The sequence below is a fragment of the Desulfobaculum bizertense DSM 18034 genome (genome assembly GCF_900167065.1).
Classification (GTDB): Bacteria; Desulfobacterota; Desulfovibrionia; order Desulfovibrionales; family Desulfovibrionaceae; genus Desulfobaculum; species Desulfobaculum bizertense.
Genome location: NZ_FUYA01000012.1, coordinates 23417 through 40865, shown reverse-complemented (window position 1 = coordinate 40865; position 17449 = coordinate 23417). Strand labels below are relative to the sequence as shown.

Here is a 17449-nt window from a genome sequence, read left to right as displayed (position 1 = left end):
ACAGTGGGGTCGAATGATGGCTGAAATTGGATACGTCAGGGTGAGCACTGTAGGACAGAACACTGCTCGCCAGCTTGATGGACTAGAATTGGATGAACTTTTTGAGGAGAAAGCGAGCGCAACGACAAGGCATCGCCCGAAACTGGAGGAATGCCTTCGATACGTGCGTAAGGGAGACACGCTACACGTCCATTCTATTGACCGGCTGGCGAGAAACCTTGGGGATCTGCTCCACGTGCTCGAGCTATTGCTGAAAAAACAGGTGACAGTTGAATTCCATAAAGAACACTTGCGCTTTGATACTGGCGAGAGTCCATTCCAGACCCTCCAGCTTCAAATCATTGGGGCTGTAGCACAGTTCGAGCGAGAAATTATCCGAGAGCGCCAAAGAGAAGGGATCGCGAAGGCGCAGGCATCGGGAAAGCATTGTGGCCGCCGCCCTAAACTTTCAGCCAAGCAAAAGGAAGAGCTGAAAAGGCGCTGCGCAGATGGAGAAAAAAAAGCCGCACTAGCGGAAGAGTACGGCGTCAGCCGACAGACTGTGTATAGAATACTTACGGAAGAGGGGAGGGAAGAGGGATGAGGAAAAGTGTGTCATCCCTCTTCGAAAAAATTGGACGCTATCAATTATTTGTAGCAGACAGCTGCAACAGAATTTTTGTGTGAACCACTTATAATTTTTCTGCTGTACGTCAGGTAGGTGATGACCCCTTTTTCAAAGTCTATAAAACGAACAACCTTTACACTTTTAAACAGAAAGGATGCCCGTTGGCGGAAGACTTCGGCTCCCTGCTTGAGCTTCCGAAGTTCGTTTTCATTAACCTGCCCTGTAAGTACGCAGGTAATTGAAGAACTTGCTTTATCTTCTTCTACACCCAGAGCCCCCTTGATGCCTCCTTTTACCGCACGAGATAAATAGCATGTAATTTGTGGGATATCTGGATCATCAAAAGCAAATATTTTGATTTTATGATTTGGACCAAGGAATTTCCATTCTGTGGAGACTTCCCCAATGGTTCTGGTTTCTTGAGCTAAACTCATTGCAGGAAAGCAGAGAAAAACCAGCACCATAAAAATACATATATTCTTGCGCATAACACCTCTTTGTTCTTGTCTAAAAAGTCTTGAGACATGAACATGATCCATTCCAGAACACAAGATTTTGCATCTCCTGGCAGTGATTTTTTGCATGCATGCAATTGCATGATTTCGCATGTTTTGCACAGCATATCAAAAAATAATTCAATAAAAACAATGTATTAAAAATTTTATCTCATGGCATCGTCCTTGCTGAAAGGCCGTTAGCTGCCTGCTCGTGTTTTTTGCACGGTGGGCAGTCAAAACTGTCAAAAGGATTGATCATGAAAAAAGTTCTTACCACCTGCCCGTACTGTGGCTCAGGCTGCACGTTTTATCTGTTGGTCGAAGACGGCACCATCAGAGGCGTGGAGCCAAACAAGGAGAATTCTGTCAACAATGGTTCTCTGTGTTGCAAAGGCCATTTTGGATATGACTTCGTCCACCACAAGAGCCGCCTCAAGACTCCGCTTGTTCGCAAAAACGGAAAGCTTGTCGAGGCAAGCTGGGAAGAAGCCTATGCCGTCATTGCCAAGCGTCTTGGAGCCATAAAGAAAGACTTCGGTCCTGACAGCATCGCGGGATTCAGCTCTGCCCGCTGCTCCAACGAAGAAAATTTCCTCATGCAAAAATTTATGCGCGCAGCTATCGGCACCAACAATGTCGACCACTGCGCGCGTCTCTGACACGCTCCAACTGTGGCCGGTCTGGCCACCGCTTTTGGTAACGGGTCTATGACAAACTCTATCGGCGAACTCGACGACATGGGTTCCCGAGACTGCATTCTTGCTATCGGCACCAACACCACCGAGTGCCACCCAATTATCGGACTTGGTATGGTCCGCGCTGCCGAGCGTGGAGCGCAGCTCATTGTGGCTGACCCACGGGCCATTACTCTGACTCAGCACGCTACTCTGTGGCTTCGCCTCAAGCCCGGAACTGACGCCGCACTCATCAACGGCATTTCCCATGTGCTTATTCAGGAAGGACTCATCGACAAAGAGTTCATTGCAAAACGCACTGAAAATTTTGACGCATTCCAGGCAACAGTTCTGGCCTATACCCCGGAAGTCGTTGAAGCCATTACAACTGTTCCTGCTGCAAAAATTCGTGAAGCAGCACGAATTATTGGCCGCTCAAGCAACATGGCGCTCTATTACACCATGGGCATCACTCAGCACACCAGTGGCGTTGACAATGTCTTGTCCACTGCCAACCTTTCTATGCTGACTGGTAATATTGGCAAACCCAAGGGTGGCGTGAACCCGCTGCGAGGCCAAAACAATGTACAGGGTTCCTGTGACATGGGCGCACTACCTGACAAACTGACTGATTACTTGCCTGTTGCTGACAAAAAAGTCCGTGCCCGTTTTGAAAAAGCATGGGGTGTCACAATTCCGGGGCACAAGGGACTGACTATCCCTCGCGTGCTTGATGGCATCAGCGAAGACAAGGTGAAGGCGCTCTTTGTCTTTGGTGAAAACCCAATGCGAAGCGATCCGGACATTTCACACGTCAAACACTGCCTTGAGCATCTGGACTTCCTTCTTGTGCAAGATATTTTCCTGACAGAAACAGCCAAGATGGCTGATGTTGTTCTGCCGGGAGCAACTTTTGCAGAAAAAAACGGCACATTTACAAGTACTGAACGACGCGTACAGCGTATTCGGGAGGCGGTCCAACCGGTTGGCAAGAGTAAGCCAGACTGGAAGATACTGACAGAACTCATGCAAGTGATGGGCTGTGACGTAAATTACAGCTCTCCAGAAGAGATTTTTGACGAAATGCGGTCCCTCACTCCGTCTTATGCCGGTATTACATACGAACGGCTTGAAAAAGGCGGAATTCAGTGGCCCTGCCCGACAGAAGATCACCCAGGAACACCAATTCTGCATGTTGATACCTGCATGAATGGCCTTGGCAAATTCTCTGCCATTGAGCACAAAGATCCGGCTGAACTACCGGATGATGAATACCCCTTTATGCTGACCACGGGCCGCGTTGTGGCGCATTACCACACCGCAACCATGACCAGAAAATGCTGGGGGCTTAATGGCCTGAGTCCAGAAGAAATGCTGGAAATCCATCCTGAGGATGCCGCAGAGTATGGACTGGCGTATGGCGACAGAGTTGTTGTTGCTACCCGCCGAGGAGAAGTTGTCACCCGTATTCAGACAACGACCCGCGTCCCTCGGGGGCTACTGTTTATCACCTTCCACTTTACGGAAAGCCCGGGAAACATGCTCACAACCAGTGCAGCAGACCCGGTCACAGAAACAGCAGAACTCAAGGTTTGTGCAGCCCGCATCAAGAAATATTCTGTGCAGCCAGCTGTATGTAACGCGTCAGCATAAAAGGAAAGAAGATGTCTGTTTCCCTGAATAACTTTGTCATTGCCGACTCTTCAAAGTGTATTGGCTGCCGCCTCTGCGAGGTGGCCTGTGCTGATGCACATGCAGATACACATGCCAACACTGTTGGCATGATTGAAACTCCTGTTCAGCCCCGCCTGTATATGGTGAGAAATGATAAGGTCGCGTCTCCAGTTCAGTGCCGACACTGCGAAGACGCTCCCTGCGCCAATGTCTGTCCCGTCGATGCCATCCAGATTGTGGACGGCTCTGTTATCGTGAACGAAGACGTGTGCATGGGATGCAAGACCTGCATGGTTGCCTGTCCTTTTGGGGCTATGGAACTTATGCCCGTATTCAAAAAGGGTGAGCCTGTTATGCAGCGCACTCTCAAGTCAAATGACGGCGAAAAAACCGTTCCCTGTCAGTCCTATGTTGCCCGCAAATGCGATATGTGCCGCGGCACAGGACATGGCCCGGCCTGCGTTGACGTGTGCCCCCGTGAAGCACTCCAGATTGTTCGCCCTGTTGATCTGCGCGCCCGCCGTAACTACGAAGCGGCTCTGAGCATGCTCTCTGCCATTCGTTACCTTCCCGCATAAAGGATTTTGCCATGTCCACAATGAAAGACATTATTGCGATTGACCCGGAGCTGTGTACGGGCTGTGGCCGCTGTGCAGAAATTTGCCCGGTGGACGCCATCTCCGGCACCCTTCACCAACCCCACACCATTGATACAGACAAATGTGTGCTCTGTGGTCAGTGCGTGCAGGAATGCAGCGCATATGATTCCAGTCTTGAAGAATATGAGCACAGCCACGCTGAGCGTCTTGCCATGCGCGGCATGCTTCCCAGTACCAAGGAACCCCTTTTTGCTGCTCATTTCCGAAGTGACATTAAAAAAGTCATGGACGTGCTCGCCGATCCTAACGCCTACACAATGGTGCAGTGCGCTCCGGCGATCCGTGTTGCTCTCGGCGAAGAATTTGGTCTTGAATACGGTTCCATGTGTCAGGGAAAGCTCATCGCAGCTCTGCGTGAACTGGGCTTTGACCGGGTCTATGACACCAACTTTGCTGCTGACCTGACCATCATGGAAGAAGCTGCAGAACTCGTGCACCGCATTCAGAATGGCGGTACCCTGCCCATGTTTACCTCATGCTGTCCGGCGTGGGTCAAATATCTTGAAGACCAGTACCCAGAGCTGATTGACCACCTGTCCAGCTGTCGCTCCCCGCAGCAGATGGCTGGCTCCATGTTCAAAACCTATGGCGCGAAAATCGACAAGGTTGATCCCAAAAAGATCGTGAGCGTGGCTATTATGCCTTGTACCTGCAAAAAGTTTGAGTGCGAGCGCCCAGAAATGAACGCCAGCGGCGAGCAGGATGTCGATGTGGTTCTGACCACTCGCGAACTGGCTCAGCTTATCAAGCATATGGGTATCGATTTCCTGAACCTTGCAGATCAGGACGTGGATTCTCCCCTTGGCTGCTACACTGGTGCAGGCAACATCTTTGGCACCACTGGTGGCGTCATGGAAGCTGCCCTTCGTACTGCGGTCGAAAGCATCTCTGGCGAAAAGCTTAAAAAGCTTGAATTTGAAGCTGTACGTGGGCTTGATGGTGTGCGCAAGGCAAGCGTTGACATCAATGGACAGACCATCAGTGTCTGCATTGTTGCTGGCGTTGAGCACTTGCCCTCTGTCATGGAAGACATAAAGGCGGGCCGTGCTGATTTTCAGTTTATGGAAGTCATGTGTTGCCCTACGGGCTGCGTTAGTGGCGGAGGACAGCCCAAGGTCCTGCTCCCTGCCCAGCGTGAAAAAGCCAACCAGCTTCGCCGTGCAGGTCTCTACGCTATCGACAGCACATCCACATCCCGCAAGTCTCATGAGAATCCGGATATCCAGAAGCTCTACAAGAATTTCCTTGGTGAGCCACTTGGACACACCTCTCATCACCTGCTTCACATTGAGCGAGGAGAGCACTCTCATGAATAGCTTTGTTGTTGGCGACCACCACAAATGTATTGGATGCGGAGCCTGTGTTATCGCCTGCGCAGCAGCTCATCTTGATGGTGAAATTCTTGACGCCCAGCGTTGCGATACCCCGTTTACGCCTCGCGTCACGCTGGTCTATACCCCAGAAGTTACCATGCCCGTGCAGTGTCGCCAGTGTGAAGGTGCTCCCTGTGCCAAAGCCTGCCCGGAAAACGCCATTTCCTTTAAGAATGGTTCAGTTCAGATTGAGTCTGAGCTTTGCGTTGGCTGCAAACTGTGCATGTATGTTTGCCCCTTCGGAGCAATGCGTGTTGCGCCCCGCCCAGAAAATGAAGCGCAGCAGGGACAGGGGAATCTTGAAGTTGCCGACAAGTTGCCCTATGTTGCGCAGAAATGTGACCTGTGCACGCAGCGCGAAAATGGTCCGGCCTGTGTTCAGGTCTGCCCAGCGCAGGCTCTCCAGCTTGTTAGCCCAGACCGTATGATTCATTCCGTACGGGACCGGAGAAAAGCAGCAGTCGATAGAATGCCCAGCTTTACACGTATCTAAAAAACGGACGAAACAGCTCCACGGCTTAAACTCCAACCTGTTTCGTCTGTCTCTTTTTGTATTTTGTGGCGACAGGAAAAGCACAGGCTTGCCTGTCGCCTTTTCTTTTTGTGATGACCCCCTTTGTGGGAACAGGAGTATCACTTGAGGAAACAGCGAAAGCGCCTCACGCAGGGACGGCGACGCCCCACCCGCACCTTTGGATTATCCCGGCTGCGAGGCCGGGGGACAGAACAGCCCTCCAGCTCTCCTGCCGCGCATAAACTTCTTGAACGCCGCTACAGGGCTATTATTGACGATCAGGTAGACCTGATTCGCCGCTTTCGTCCAGACGGCACTCTGACTTTTGTCAACGCTGCCTTTTGTTCTTTTTATCAGCTCCGCGAGGAAGAAGCCCTTGGGCGCAATTTTGCCGAACTTTTATCGCACGACGAAGTCGAACAAATTTCTGAAGCGATTTTTTCGCTCACCCCTGATAACCCTACCGTAACCACGGCTCCGCGCTATGTTCGCCACGATGGGCATACCTACTGGCTGGAGTACGTCACCCACGCCATTTTTAATGCGCAGGGAGATGTCATTGAGTATCAGTCCATTGGTCGAGACATCACCGCACAAAAAAAAGCTGAGCTGGAGGTCGAAGAGACCCGGGCCGCTGTCAACCGCGCTCAGCGCATGGCGACCCTTGCTGTTATTGGTGGAGGCATTGCCCATGAAATCAGTCAGCCCCTAAGCTCTATTCGTATTTTGGCAGGCTCAGGCCTGTACATGCTGGATAAAATGAACCCTGTCCCCCTTGAACGCATTCAAAAGAATCTGCAAGACATCTCCTCGCAGGTCGACCGGATTGATCAAATCATTACGCATTTGCGCGAATTTTTGCGGACAAACCAGACCTCTCCTGCTCATCCCTGTGACCTGAACGATTGTGTAGAAAGCTCACTGAGAATGGTTCAGGAACGGATTCAGGCCGAAGAAATTCATATGACCAAGGAGCTTGAAGCAGGGCTTCCTGCTGTGTACGGTGTGCGAATTCGTTTTGAAGAGCTTATTCTCAATCTTCTCCTTAATGCCGTTCAGGAACTCAAAGGCAGAAAAGGCGCAAAAATACGCCTCCGCACCTGGGCAGATCGAGGCGCACATTTTGAAATTCGAGACAATGGCCCGGGGCTGGCTCCTGAGATTCAAAACTCCATATTTGAACCATTTTTTACGACACATGAAGATGGCAATGCAATGGGACTCGGCCTATCAATTGTCAAAGCCGTCCTTTCCACCTGTCATGGCCACATTGAAGCTCGCAACGCCTCTGGTGGTGGCGCAGTTTTCCATGTTGTCTTTCCTGAGTCTCTAGACAAATCCGGCAAAGGGGGCATGTGGGACCCCGTTCCTCAGAACCTTGGTTTTTCCAAAAAGTAAGTACAGGTTATGCATATTCTTCTTGTTGATGACGACGCACAGGGACGCTCTTTTCTTGCAGAATACCTGCAACTGCTTGGACATCTTGTAACGCCCGCAGACTCTGTGGACAGTGCCTTGCGCATCACAGAAGAGCATTCTTTTGAACTTGTTCTGTCAGACATTGCCATGCCAGAGAAATCCGGCATTGATTTGATTTATGCACTCCAGGCGAAAGCTCTGGAGCATCGTCCAGACATCGTGCTCTACACCGGCCACGTGGACTTGCAGCTTGCCATTGATGCCCTGCGTGCCGGGGCCTTTGATTACATGACCAAGCCCATCAAACTGGATGAACTCACGTCTATTCTGGAACGGGTTGCAGCGCATCAGAATATTCGTCTTTCAGCTCCAGATCATGGGCACAAGCATCGACACAAAAGCAGCTTCCAGCGCAAGGAAGAGCATCTTCAGGAAGTGCAGGATATGTTCTCTCGCCTTGCAGGCGTGGAACGAATTGGGATCTTTTCTGAAAAGATGTGGGATGTGGTGCATCAGGCCGAGCAGTATCACACCGACCGGTCTATGCCTGTCCTCATTCAGGGAGAAACAGGAGTCGGCAAGGAAATCATCGCCAAAATTATCCACTATGGCACTGAGCACAGCTCTCTCCCGTTTGTTGATATCAACTGCACCGCGATTTCCCCAACGCTTTTTGAAAGTGAACTCTTTGGCTACGAGTCTGGAGCTTTCACAGGTGGCGTCCGGCAGGGCAAAAAAGGCAAGCTTGATATGGCAATGGGAGGAACACTTTTTCTTGATGAAATCGCAGAAATCCCTGTTGAACTTCAGGCAAAGCTTTTGCGCGTCATTGAGGAGCGCCAGTTTTATCGGGTTGGAGGTCTCCGTAAAAACAAAACAGATATTCGCATCATTGCGGCAACCAATCTGGATTTTGAAAAACGGATTCAGGAAGGACTCTTTCGAAAGGATCTCTATTACCGGCTTAAAGTGGGGCACATTACGATTCCCCCGCTTCGCGAACGCCAAGAAGATATTGCCGGGCTTGCGTTGCTCTTTCTTCGCAAATTTTCAAAAAAACGCGGAAAGCAGTTTGAAAGCATTCACCCTCAGGCAGAAAAGCGCCTCGTGTCATATCACTGGCCTGGAAATGTTCGCGAACTCAAGAATCTAATGGAATGGGTCAGCTTCATGCACGATGGAACGGAGCTTCTCGAAAAGCATTTTGTGAAACAACTCAGCCCACAGAAACCTTGTTTTTCCACGCCAGAAAAAAAGCGTGTGGAGCGCAAGCGGCCAGTTTCCAACGCGGATATTCTTGCGGCTCTTGAGGAATGCGGAGGGAACAAAACCAAGGCCTCGCAGCTTTTAGGGATTGCCCTACGAACATTATATTATCGCCTTGACAAAATGGCGAGCTAAAGACGCAAAAAAGCCCCCTGCAACGCAGGGGGCTTTTTTTGATATATCCTACACAATTTCTAACGCTTCCAATGGATTTGGATCGAGCCACGAATCTTGCTGAGACATAAGCAATCGGGCATTTGCATAGGCCATATCAAGAGTGATGCACGTGCGAGCAGTGTAACTATTCCCATCATCGTCAAATATAAGCACCATCTGAGGGGGCATTTCCCGGTTCATTTGAAAAGGAAGCAGGTACTGGACTTTATTGTGGTAGAGCTGAGGAATTGGAAAGCGAGGGTTACGCTCGATACGCCGTTTCAGGTAGCTAATAGTCCCTTCGATCATAACATTGAGCGGAATAGTCGCCGCCCCTCCAGGAAAAATATCAATAATCCGATGCTGATTGTCTTCAAAAATATGGTGAGCGTTGATTTTGAAATCTTTGCTCGTATCCATTGAAAATTCTTTCAAATCTTCTGTGTAATCCGCCATAAGAGGGCTGTATGGCAACGGCGACAATATCGGGTGCCCATCCTGGAACCAGCCTTTAAACATCGGCTGTCTGTTGGTGCGTTCAAAGACACCATAGATTGGCTGCTGATAATCTCGAGAAAGCAGACCAGTATTAAAAGCTGAGATCCTGCCTGCATTGCTCGACCAGACAATCTTCCGCTCGTGCACCAGACGCTCAAAGGTATACATTAAATAACTTTTGAGCATTCCTTTTTGGTCGGGGTACGCCACATAGTCCCAAGGTTCAGGCTCTGCTTTATCTGCAAGATCCTGCCACCATGTATTTCTGTCCGTAAAATATGCATATTCATACATCAAGGAACGCTGCTGCCGAGAGACATGTCCAAAATACGGTTTGTCGCACTCGATCAGGCGATTCAGAAAAAACTCCTGTTCCCCACCACCTGTGTTGAGAATAAAATGTGCCCAAACCTGCCCGTAGGAGGTTGGAATCATCGGGAGTTTAAATGCCGCTTCTGTTCTGTCTGGTGAAATGAGCAGAGAATTGGAATGAAGAGCCTTATAATATGCACTATCTAAAAAATTGATAAAATTGCGTGGACTGTAAAAGGGATCTTCCCCCTCAAAACGCCAGTCCTTCAGATACGCTAAGTTTTTAAAAAAAAGACGCTTGCTCTCAATACGTCCTAGGTACGCAAAATCCATAAGGCTATCACAATATTTCATCTAATCTCCTATATAAACAAAAAAACAAAAAAGAAAACTTCTAGTTAAAAGACATAATCTGCTCATACTTGTTGACCATGTAAATATTAAACTTTTCTCGGCGCTTGTAAAGCGCCTGTTTTTTTCTCATTTTATAAAAAAATATATGATGACATTGCTAATATTACATAAATAATATTCATATTTTCAAAATGTTATCCATCTGCTTATGATATTAATCCTCTTTTGCTATGCAAATATCATCCAGAAAAGGATACAATCACGTCAACCGTATCACGTCCTAACATTCTGGAGGTCTTTATGGCTCAGGCAGATACACTAAAAAAGGTGATAAATCTCAAAACGTTATATTTTTTTCTTATTGGTGCTGTTACTGCAGGAGTATACCCAACTATGTGGATTTACAAATATACTCCTGAATTTAACAAAGAATTTGGCAAAAAAATACTCCCTGCATCATATGCAATATGGATTGCCGTTATGACAGTCTGGGGATCAGGAGTCGCTCACGGGCAGCCTGAGAGCATTCAGCCCTATGCAGGTCTCTTTGGCCTTGTTGGTATTATTCTTCTCTGGGTCTGGTGCTTTAAAATGCGCTCCGCCCTGCGCGAATATGCCCAGCGCGAATTCAGGCACGACTTCAAAATGTTTTGGCTCTGGACCCTCCTCTTTAACGTCTATCACATCAACTACTGCGTTAACGCTCTCCCTGAAGAAATCAACCGATAAACGGCAAAGAACCTATTAAGCCCTTGTGCTGATAGGTTCTTTGTTTTTATGTTATATTGAGTTTCTTTTTTATATAATAAATATTCAAATTATTAAAAATCATTTGTCTTTTTTAAAAAAAGTTTGCTATGTAAATCAAATAGTTTGTTTTTTTATTAAGAAAAAAAGCCATCTTATAGCATAGGGGCGGGGCTTGATTGCTGCCCGCAAAACGAGAGGATTCGCCAATGAAAGCAGTTATCTTTGCGGGAGGGTTAGGTACACGACTTTCTGAAGAAACAGGCTTGCGCCCAAAACCAATGGTAGAAATTGGTGGGAAACCTATCCTCTGGCATATAATGAAAATTTATTCATTCTATGGTGTTACCGAGTTCATTATTCTTACAGGACATCTTTCCCACGTAATCAAAGATTATTTTATAAATTATTATACACGATATTCAGATATTACTGTGGATATGCGTCAACATTCTGTAACACTCCATGAATCCCGTGAAGAGCCTTGGCAGGTGACAATGCTCTACACAGGCGAAGAAACGATGACCGCTGGTAGATTACAAAAAGCAAAAGAGTATCTGAAAAATGAAAGGTTTTTCCTGACTTATGGAGACGGTGTCGCTGATGTGAATATTCATGAGTTGCTGAAGCATCATGAGGAGAAAGGGAAAATTTGTACTTTAACAGCAGTTCAACCTGAAGGAAAATTTGGAGCTTTAGGCGTTAACACCGACGATTGCTGTGTCCATACATTTCAAGAGAAGCCACAAGGTGATGGTAAATGGATTAATGGTGGGTTTATGGTTTGTGAACCTCAAATTTTTGAATACCTTCCGTCCAACTGTGACAAAATCCCATTTGAACAAGATCCTCTTCGTAATCTTGCAAGCGCAGGAGAATTGGATGCATATTTCCATAAACAATTTTGGCATCCAATGGATACATTAAAAGATAAAAATGAACTAACGGATTTATGGAAAGCTCACCAAGCCCCTTGGGCCAAATGGTTATAATCGCCTGTATTTTATCCAAAATTCAAATTTAATTAAGGGTATGGGTTCGAATGAATCTACTTGATATTTTGCCGCATTATGCAGGGCGAAAAGTCTTGGTTACAGGGCATACAGGGTTCAAAGGGAGCTGGATGAGCTTTTGGCTACACCAACTTAATGCACAAGTCACAGGCCTTTCACTAGAGCCTCCTAGTAGCCCCTCTCTTTATTCAGAATTGGAACTTGGAAAACTTATTCAAGATTTTCGGATTGATATTCGTAAAATTTCTGAGGTTCGCAAAGTTTTCGAGAAAGTACAGCCGGATATTGTTTTTCATTTAGCTGCTCAAGCTTTAGTTCGCGAGTCCTATTCACATCCTTTGGATACCCTGAATACGAATATTTTAGGTACAGCTAATATTCTTGAAGTATGCCGATATATACCTTCAATACGGGGTGTCGTCATTATTACAAGCGATAAATGCTATAAGAACCAGGAATGGCTCTGGGGCTATCGCGAAAATGAACCTATGGGGGGATTTGACCCTTATAGCGTGAGTAAAGGATGCGCGGAACTCGTCACAAGCTCATATGTAAATTCTTTTTTTTCTCCAAAAGAGTTTGGGAAAAAACACCATGTGGCAATCGCAAGTGCACGAGGAGGTAATGTCATTGGCGGTGGGGACTGGGCAACAGATCGAATTATCCCAGACTGTATTCGGGCCTTATCAAAAAATGAAGCTGTTTCAATTCGTTCGCCACATGCAATTCGCCCTTGGCAGCATGTTTTAGAATTACTTAATGGATATTTATTATTAGGAGATCAACTTTTAAGAGAAGGTCCTGAGTTCAGTGGAGGATGGAATTTTGCGCCCTTGGATAGGGGGGATATTTGGCCTGTAAAAAAAGTTGTCCAAAAGATTTGTGAACTCTGGGAGGATGGAACTTACAAAATTCAAGCGGGAATTCATCCACATGAAGCCTCAATGTTGAGTCTTGATGCTTCAAAAGCTTACTTTAAGCTCGGTTGGAGACCCCGTTGGAATGTCGAAAAATCGATTGAAAAGACAATACAATGGTACGAATCATGGCTGAGAGATCGATCAGCAAAATCAATACAGAGAATTTGTAAACGTCAAATTGAAGATTATCTTTTAGATGAGAACGAAACAGGAGAAGAGTAGCCATGTTTGATGCAGATTTGCGCAAAAAAATTGTGGAACTGATTCAAAATAATACTCATCAAGCTTCTCCTTTTGTGCCAAATGAGACTCATGTTCCCGTATCAGGAAAATGTATTGGTAATGACGAGTTAGCTCTTATGACTGAGGCTGTACTCGATGGCTGGCTCACGACGGGAAGATTCAACGATAGTTTTGAAAAATCTTTGAGCCAATTTCTTGGAGTTGATAACGTATTGACTGTTAACTCAGGTTCGTCGGCAAATCTTATTGCTTTAGCAACGCTGACTTCCCCAGAGTTGGGTAAAAGATCTATCAAACCCAATGATGAAGTCATTACTGTAGCTGCAGGATTTCCTACAACAATAGCACCTATCCTTCAAATTGGGGCAGTGCCAGTATTCATCGATGTTGATATACAAACATGGAATGCTGATCTCTCTATATTAAAGAAAGCTATAACATCAAAAACAAAGGCTGTTATTTTAGCACACACACTTGGAATTCCGTATGATGCAGAAAAAGTAGCCTACTTTTGTAAAAAAAATGGACTTTGGTTCATTGAAGATTGCTGTGACGCCTTAGGCTCTAAATGGAATGACACTCTTGTTGGTAATTTTGGAGATATTGCAACATTAAGCTTTTATCCTGCGCACCATATTACAACCGGAGAGGGTGGTGCTGTATTTACAAAGCAGTCAAAACTTGCACGTCTCGCTACTTCATTCCGAGATTGGGGCCGCCATTGTCATTGCCGCCCAGGTCAAGATAACTCCTGTGGGCATCGTTTTGATGGGAAATATGGAGACCTGCCTATCGGTTATGACCACAAATACGTATACTCACATGCGGGGTACAACCTTAAAACAACAGATATCCAAGCAGCTTGTGGCCTTGTCCAGCTAGAAAGGCTCCCTGAATTTATTTCTTTAAGAAAACAAAATTATTTGTATCTAAAACAACTCCTCGATGATATTCCCAATATCCAATTCCCCAAGCTTTCGTCTAAATCAGATCCCTCTTGGTTTGGTTTTCCACTGTTACTTGACCCCCAGTCACCACTTTCTCGTGTTGAGCTTTTAAAAAAACTTGATGAACACAACATTGGAAGCCGTCTTTTGTTTGCGGGGAATGCTACCCGCCAGCCATTTATGAAAACGAAATCATATCGAGTTGTTGGCAATCTCTCGAACACAGATATTTTTATGAACCAAGGAATGTGGCTTGGCATTTGGCCTGGACTCACTCGAGAAATGCTCGAATTTACAGCGAATGTTTTGCATCAATGTTTCCATACGAAAATTAGATAAAAAGAAATGTTAGATACAGCTTTATCCGCCATCAAAGAAAAAGGCATTCGATATGTAATCGCAGGGGGATTCAATACTCTTTTTGGGTATATTGTAGGTCTCTTGTTGTACTATTCTTTGGAAAGAAGGCTGCATATTGTCACGATATGTATAATTTCAAATATTATATGTATTACAATGTCATTTGCTACATATAAGTTTTTTGTATTCAAAACAAAAGGCAATTTTTTGGCTGAATATTTACGTTGCTACATTGTTTATGGAGGGAGTGCCTTAGTAAGCATATTGGGACTTTGGGTCCTTGTTGATCTTTTACATATTTATTTTTGGTTCGCATCACTTGCTATGATGGGATTGAGTGTCTTTATTTCTTTTTTTGGCCATGACCTTTTTACTTTTCGTATTTCAAAAAAACATGCTCTCGCAGAAGCAACTAGGAAAAGCAGATGAGTAATTCATGGTTAATACCCAAAGGGTATTCTTTGTTTCAAAAAGATCTCAACCATGTGCTTGAACATGCTGAATCTAGCTTAAGATTGCTTCAACATGGTCGTGTTTTTATTTCTGGTGCAAGTGGACTTTTTGGCCAATGGATTTTGGAAAATTTACTTTGGGCACGGGATCAGCTTAATCTCGATATAGAAATATTTGCATTGAGCCGGAATCCAGCAAGTTGGATGAAACGCACAGATAATTTGTTCTATAAAAGAGATGGTCTTCAGATATTACATGGTGATATTATTAATTTCAAATTCCCGCCACCATGCTCTTACATCATTCATGCCGCATCCTCTTCTCTTTTAAATCCATCTCATCATCTTGAGTCTGCATGCTTTGGAACACGAAGAATATGCGATTTTGCAGATTTTTCGAATTCAAAATCCGTTTTGATCACCTCGTCTGGGGGGGCATACCTTGGTGCAGTCAATCAAAATATTCACCATGAATGGGTTGAACCTTGGAGCTGTGCCGAAGAATGTCTTTCAAAGCAATCAGTATATGGTGAAGGGAAACGCTTTATGGAGCTACTTGCATTTTCTCGAAGCCATAATGCGACCTGGAATGCTGTTGCTGCTCGTTGTTTTGCTTTTGTTGGCCCTTGGTTAAAGCTTGATGCGAATTACGCTGTGGGCAATTTTATAAAAAATGCCCTTGAAGGAAAACCAATTACTGTTACAGGTGATGGATCTCCTCTAAGGACATATCAATACCTATCAGATCTTGTTATCTGGATTCTAACTATCCTCACTCAAGGAAAAGACAAAAAAGTCTACAACGTAGGTGGGAATAAAGCTGTCTCTATTAAAAAACTTGCAGAAATAGTTTCCAATATTTCTCCGCAAAATTCAGAAGTTAATATATTGGAAAAACCTCAGATTAAAGCTTTTCCTTCTGCTTATTTGCCAGATGTCAGTCGAGCTCAAACCGAACTGGGGCTCCAGTCTCTAATAGATTTAGAGGAAGGGATTCGAAGAACTATGATATGGAATAGTCTCCGAAGTTCTCATGTGTGATCTTTAACGAAAGGATTCAAGATCATGTCATTTGAAAATGAAATACAACGGATAACTGTTATAGGAGATAATTCTATTATTTCCTGTATGCATCTGTTTAATGAGTATTTTCTCCCAACGCTTCTTGTAACAGATAAAAATGGGGTCTTTTTAGGGACATTGACAGATGGAGATATTCGCAGAGCTTTTTTGCAAGGAATTCGCATCTCCGATCCTATCTACCAAGCTATGCAAAAAAATGCAGTTGTTGGATATACAAACGAGTCCCCACGCTCTCGCTTTGCTCGGATGAAATCTGGGAAAATAAGACACTTACCTATACTTGATTCAACAGGGCACCTTGCAGGACTAGAAATTGAACAAGCCTTTCTTCCTGTGCAGACGGCATCGACCTCTGCCGTCATAATGTGTGGTGGGCTTGGAACAAGAATGGGATGCCTGACAAAAAATTGCCCCAAGCCAATGTTACCGGTCGGTGGCAAGCCAATGTTAGAAAGAATTTTAGAAAACCTAATGCGAAATGGGATTTCTAAATTTTATTTTGCTGTGAATTATCTCCATGAAATAATTGAAAAACATTTTGGAGATGGCTCCCAATGGGGCGTAGAAATTCAATACCTTCGAGAGCAGCAACGTTTAGGAACGGGAGGTGCTTTAAGTCTTATCCCTGAGCAGCCTAAATCTCCAATTATTGTTATGAACGGGGACGTTCTTACAGATGTTAATTTCCGCCACATGCTTTCTTTTCATAATTATAACCGAGCATTTGCGACCATGGGGATCGCAGAGTTTACTTTTCAGAATCCTTACGGAGTTGTAAACTATTCAGAAAATAAACTTATGGGCTTTGAAGAAAAACCTGTAAACTCATGGTTTATCAATTCAGGATGCTATATTATTGAGCCTGATCTTCTTCAATTTGTCCCTAAAGATACTTTCATAGATATGCCAACTCTTATCCAGCAAGCACAACACAAAAATAAAGATATTCTTGTATATCCGATTTGCGAAACTTGGATGGATGTAGGCCGGCAAGGCGATTATGCAGAAGCACAATCGGTCCAGCTTTATGGAGAAGATAATGAATAGTCCTCTTCTTCTCGTAGGTGGAGGAGGACATTGTATCGCAACATTAGATGTATTAGAGTCAGCAGGCATCAGTATTGCTGGAATCATACATGGTCCTGACCAGCCCTTAGAATATATCTGTGGCTACCCGCCTTTAGGTTACGATGACAATATTCCAGCACTTAGGGGAAAATATAATTTAGCTCTCATAACAGTTGGGCAAATAAAAACACCTACAATACGAAAACGTCTCTATACTCTTCTTAAGAAAAATAATTATGATCTTGCTACAGTAATTTCACCATGTTCTACAATATCTCAGCGCACAAAGGTTGGTGAAGGAACTATCATTATGCATAATGTATGTATTAATCGTAATGTCACGATTGGTGATAATTCAATAATAAATACAGGCTCGATTGTTGAACATGGATGCCAAATCGGAAACCACTGCCATATTTCGATAGGTTCAGTTCTTTGCGGAAACGTTAGCATCGGAGATGGAGCTTTTATTGGCGCGGGATCGGTATGTCGTGAAGGAATCCATATCGGCGAAAATGCCGTCATTGGATGTGGTCTACGAATCCTTTTTGATATCCCCCCACATAAAACGATCAAATCCAATGTCCTTTCACCACTGACATAAAAAGGCGCA

At 45.2% G+C, this 17449-nt stretch carries 17 protein-coding genes; 15 read left to right on the top strand and 2 right to left on the bottom strand.

Annotated elements, in window-relative coordinates; all coding sequences use genetic code 11:
* Nucleotides 1-13 precede the first annotated feature (13 nt).
* Nucleotides 14-583, top strand: a complete 570-nt coding sequence (locus tag B5D23_RS13990) for a recombinase family protein (RefSeq protein WP_200803678.1) — start codon at nucleotides 14-16, stop codon at nucleotides 581-583.
* Between the two features lie 44 nt (nucleotides 584-627).
* Here B5D23_RS13990 and B5D23_RS13985 read toward each other — a convergent pair whose 3' ends face one another.
* Nucleotides 628-1095 carry a CreA family protein gene (locus B5D23_RS13985; protein WP_078686078.1) on the bottom strand — a complete coding sequence of 156 codons (468 nt, stop codon included), beginning with the start codon at nucleotides 1093-1095 and terminating at the stop codon, nucleotides 628-630.
* Between the two features lie 266 nt (nucleotides 1096-1361).
* Between B5D23_RS13985 and fdhF the strand changes: the two genes are divergently transcribed.
* The 6 genes from fdhF (at nucleotide 1362) to B5D23_RS13955 (ending at nucleotide 8818) form a co-directional block, all read left to right on the top strand.
* Nucleotides 1362-3431, top strand: coding sequence for a formate dehydrogenase subunit alpha (fdhF, locus tag B5D23_RS13980; RefSeq protein WP_078686077.1), 2070 nt, complete (start codon nucleotides 1362-1364; stop codon nucleotides 3429-3431).
* A gap of 11 nt (nucleotides 3432-3442) precedes the next feature.
* The gene (locus tag B5D23_RS13975; RefSeq protein ID WP_078686076.1) at nucleotides 3443-4030 is read left to right on the top strand and encodes a 4Fe-4S dicluster domain-containing protein; all 588 of its coding nucleotides are present in this window, start codon (nucleotides 3443-3445) and stop codon (nucleotides 4028-4030) included.
* An 11-nt stretch (nucleotides 4031-4041) separates the two neighbouring features.
* Nucleotides 4042-5427 (top strand): [FeFe] hydrogenase, group A, encoded by a 1386-nt coding sequence (locus B5D23_RS13970; RefSeq protein WP_200803677.1) that lies wholly within the window; start codon nucleotides 4042-4044, stop codon nucleotides 5425-5427.
* Nucleotides 5420-5977 carry a 4Fe-4S dicluster domain-containing protein gene (locus tag B5D23_RS13965; protein ID WP_078686075.1) on the top strand — a complete coding sequence of 186 codons (558 nt, stop codon included), beginning with the start codon at nucleotides 5420-5422 and terminating at the stop codon, nucleotides 5975-5977. The genes B5D23_RS13970 and B5D23_RS13965 overlap by 8 nt, the downstream gene beginning before the upstream one ends.
* Nucleotides 5978-6121: 144 nt before the next feature.
* Nucleotides 6122-7396, top strand: a complete 1275-nt coding sequence (locus B5D23_RS13960; RefSeq protein ID WP_159446017.1) for a PAS domain-containing sensor histidine kinase — start codon at nucleotides 6122-6124, stop codon at nucleotides 7394-7396.
* 9 nt (nucleotides 7397-7405) lie between these two features.
* Entirely contained in the window at nucleotides 7406-8818 is a 1413-nt protein-coding gene (locus B5D23_RS13955) for a sigma-54-dependent transcriptional regulator (protein ID WP_078686073.1), read from the top strand.
* A gap of 48 nt (nucleotides 8819-8866) precedes the next feature.
* Here B5D23_RS13955 and B5D23_RS13950 read toward each other — a convergent pair whose 3' ends face one another.
* On the bottom strand, nucleotides 8867-10003 hold the full coding sequence (locus tag B5D23_RS13950; protein ID WP_078686072.1) for a DUF3825 domain-containing protein: 1137 nt from the start codon (nucleotides 10001-10003) through the stop codon (nucleotides 8867-8869).
* 300 nt (nucleotides 10004-10303) lie between these two features.
* On the opposite strand from B5D23_RS13950, the gene B5D23_RS13945 reads away from it, so the two are divergent.
* From B5D23_RS13945 to B5D23_RS13910, 8 genes are all read left to right on the top strand, one after another.
* A complete protein-coding gene (locus tag B5D23_RS13945) occupies nucleotides 10304-10732 on the top strand; it encodes a DUF4234 domain-containing protein (RefSeq protein ID WP_078686071.1) in 429 nt (142 codons plus the stop codon).
* Nucleotides 10733-10959: 227 nt separating this feature from the next.
* Nucleotides 10960-11742 (top strand): glucose-1-phosphate cytidylyltransferase, encoded by a 783-nt coding sequence (gene rfbF, locus B5D23_RS13940; protein WP_078686070.1) that lies wholly within the window; start codon nucleotides 10960-10962, stop codon nucleotides 11740-11742.
* Nucleotides 11743-11792: 50 nt separating this feature from the next.
* Nucleotides 11793-12905 carry a CDP-glucose 4,6-dehydratase gene (gene rfbG / locus B5D23_RS13935; RefSeq protein ID WP_078686069.1) on the top strand — a complete coding sequence of 371 codons (1113 nt, stop codon included), beginning with the start codon at nucleotides 11793-11795 and terminating at the stop codon, nucleotides 12903-12905.
* A gap of 2 nt (nucleotides 12906-12907) precedes the next feature.
* Complete coding sequence (rfbH, locus tag B5D23_RS13930; protein ID WP_078686068.1) at nucleotides 12908-14212, top strand: lipopolysaccharide biosynthesis protein RfbH; 1305 nt, start codon at nucleotides 12908-12910, stop codon at nucleotides 14210-14212.
* A 6-nt stretch (nucleotides 14213-14218) separates the two neighbouring features.
* Entirely contained in the window at nucleotides 14219-14662 is a 444-nt protein-coding gene (locus tag B5D23_RS13925) for a GtrA family protein (RefSeq protein ID WP_078686067.1), read from the top strand.
* Nucleotides 14659-15726, top strand: a complete 1068-nt coding sequence (locus tag B5D23_RS13920; RefSeq protein ID WP_078686066.1) for an NAD-dependent epimerase/dehydratase family protein — start codon at nucleotides 14659-14661, stop codon at nucleotides 15724-15726. The genes B5D23_RS13925 and B5D23_RS13920 overlap by 4 nt, the downstream gene beginning before the upstream one ends.
* Nucleotides 15727-15750: 24 nt before the next feature.
* Nucleotides 15751-16815, top strand: coding sequence for a sugar phosphate nucleotidyltransferase (locus B5D23_RS13915; RefSeq protein ID WP_078686065.1), 1065 nt, complete (start codon nucleotides 15751-15753; stop codon nucleotides 16813-16815).
* Nucleotides 16808-17440 (top strand): acetyltransferase, encoded by a 633-nt coding sequence (locus B5D23_RS13910; protein ID WP_159446016.1) that lies wholly within the window; start codon nucleotides 16808-16810, stop codon nucleotides 17438-17440. Before B5D23_RS13915 ends, B5D23_RS13910 begins: the two co-directional genes overlap by 8 nt.
* Nucleotides 17441-17449: the final 9 nt, after the last annotated feature.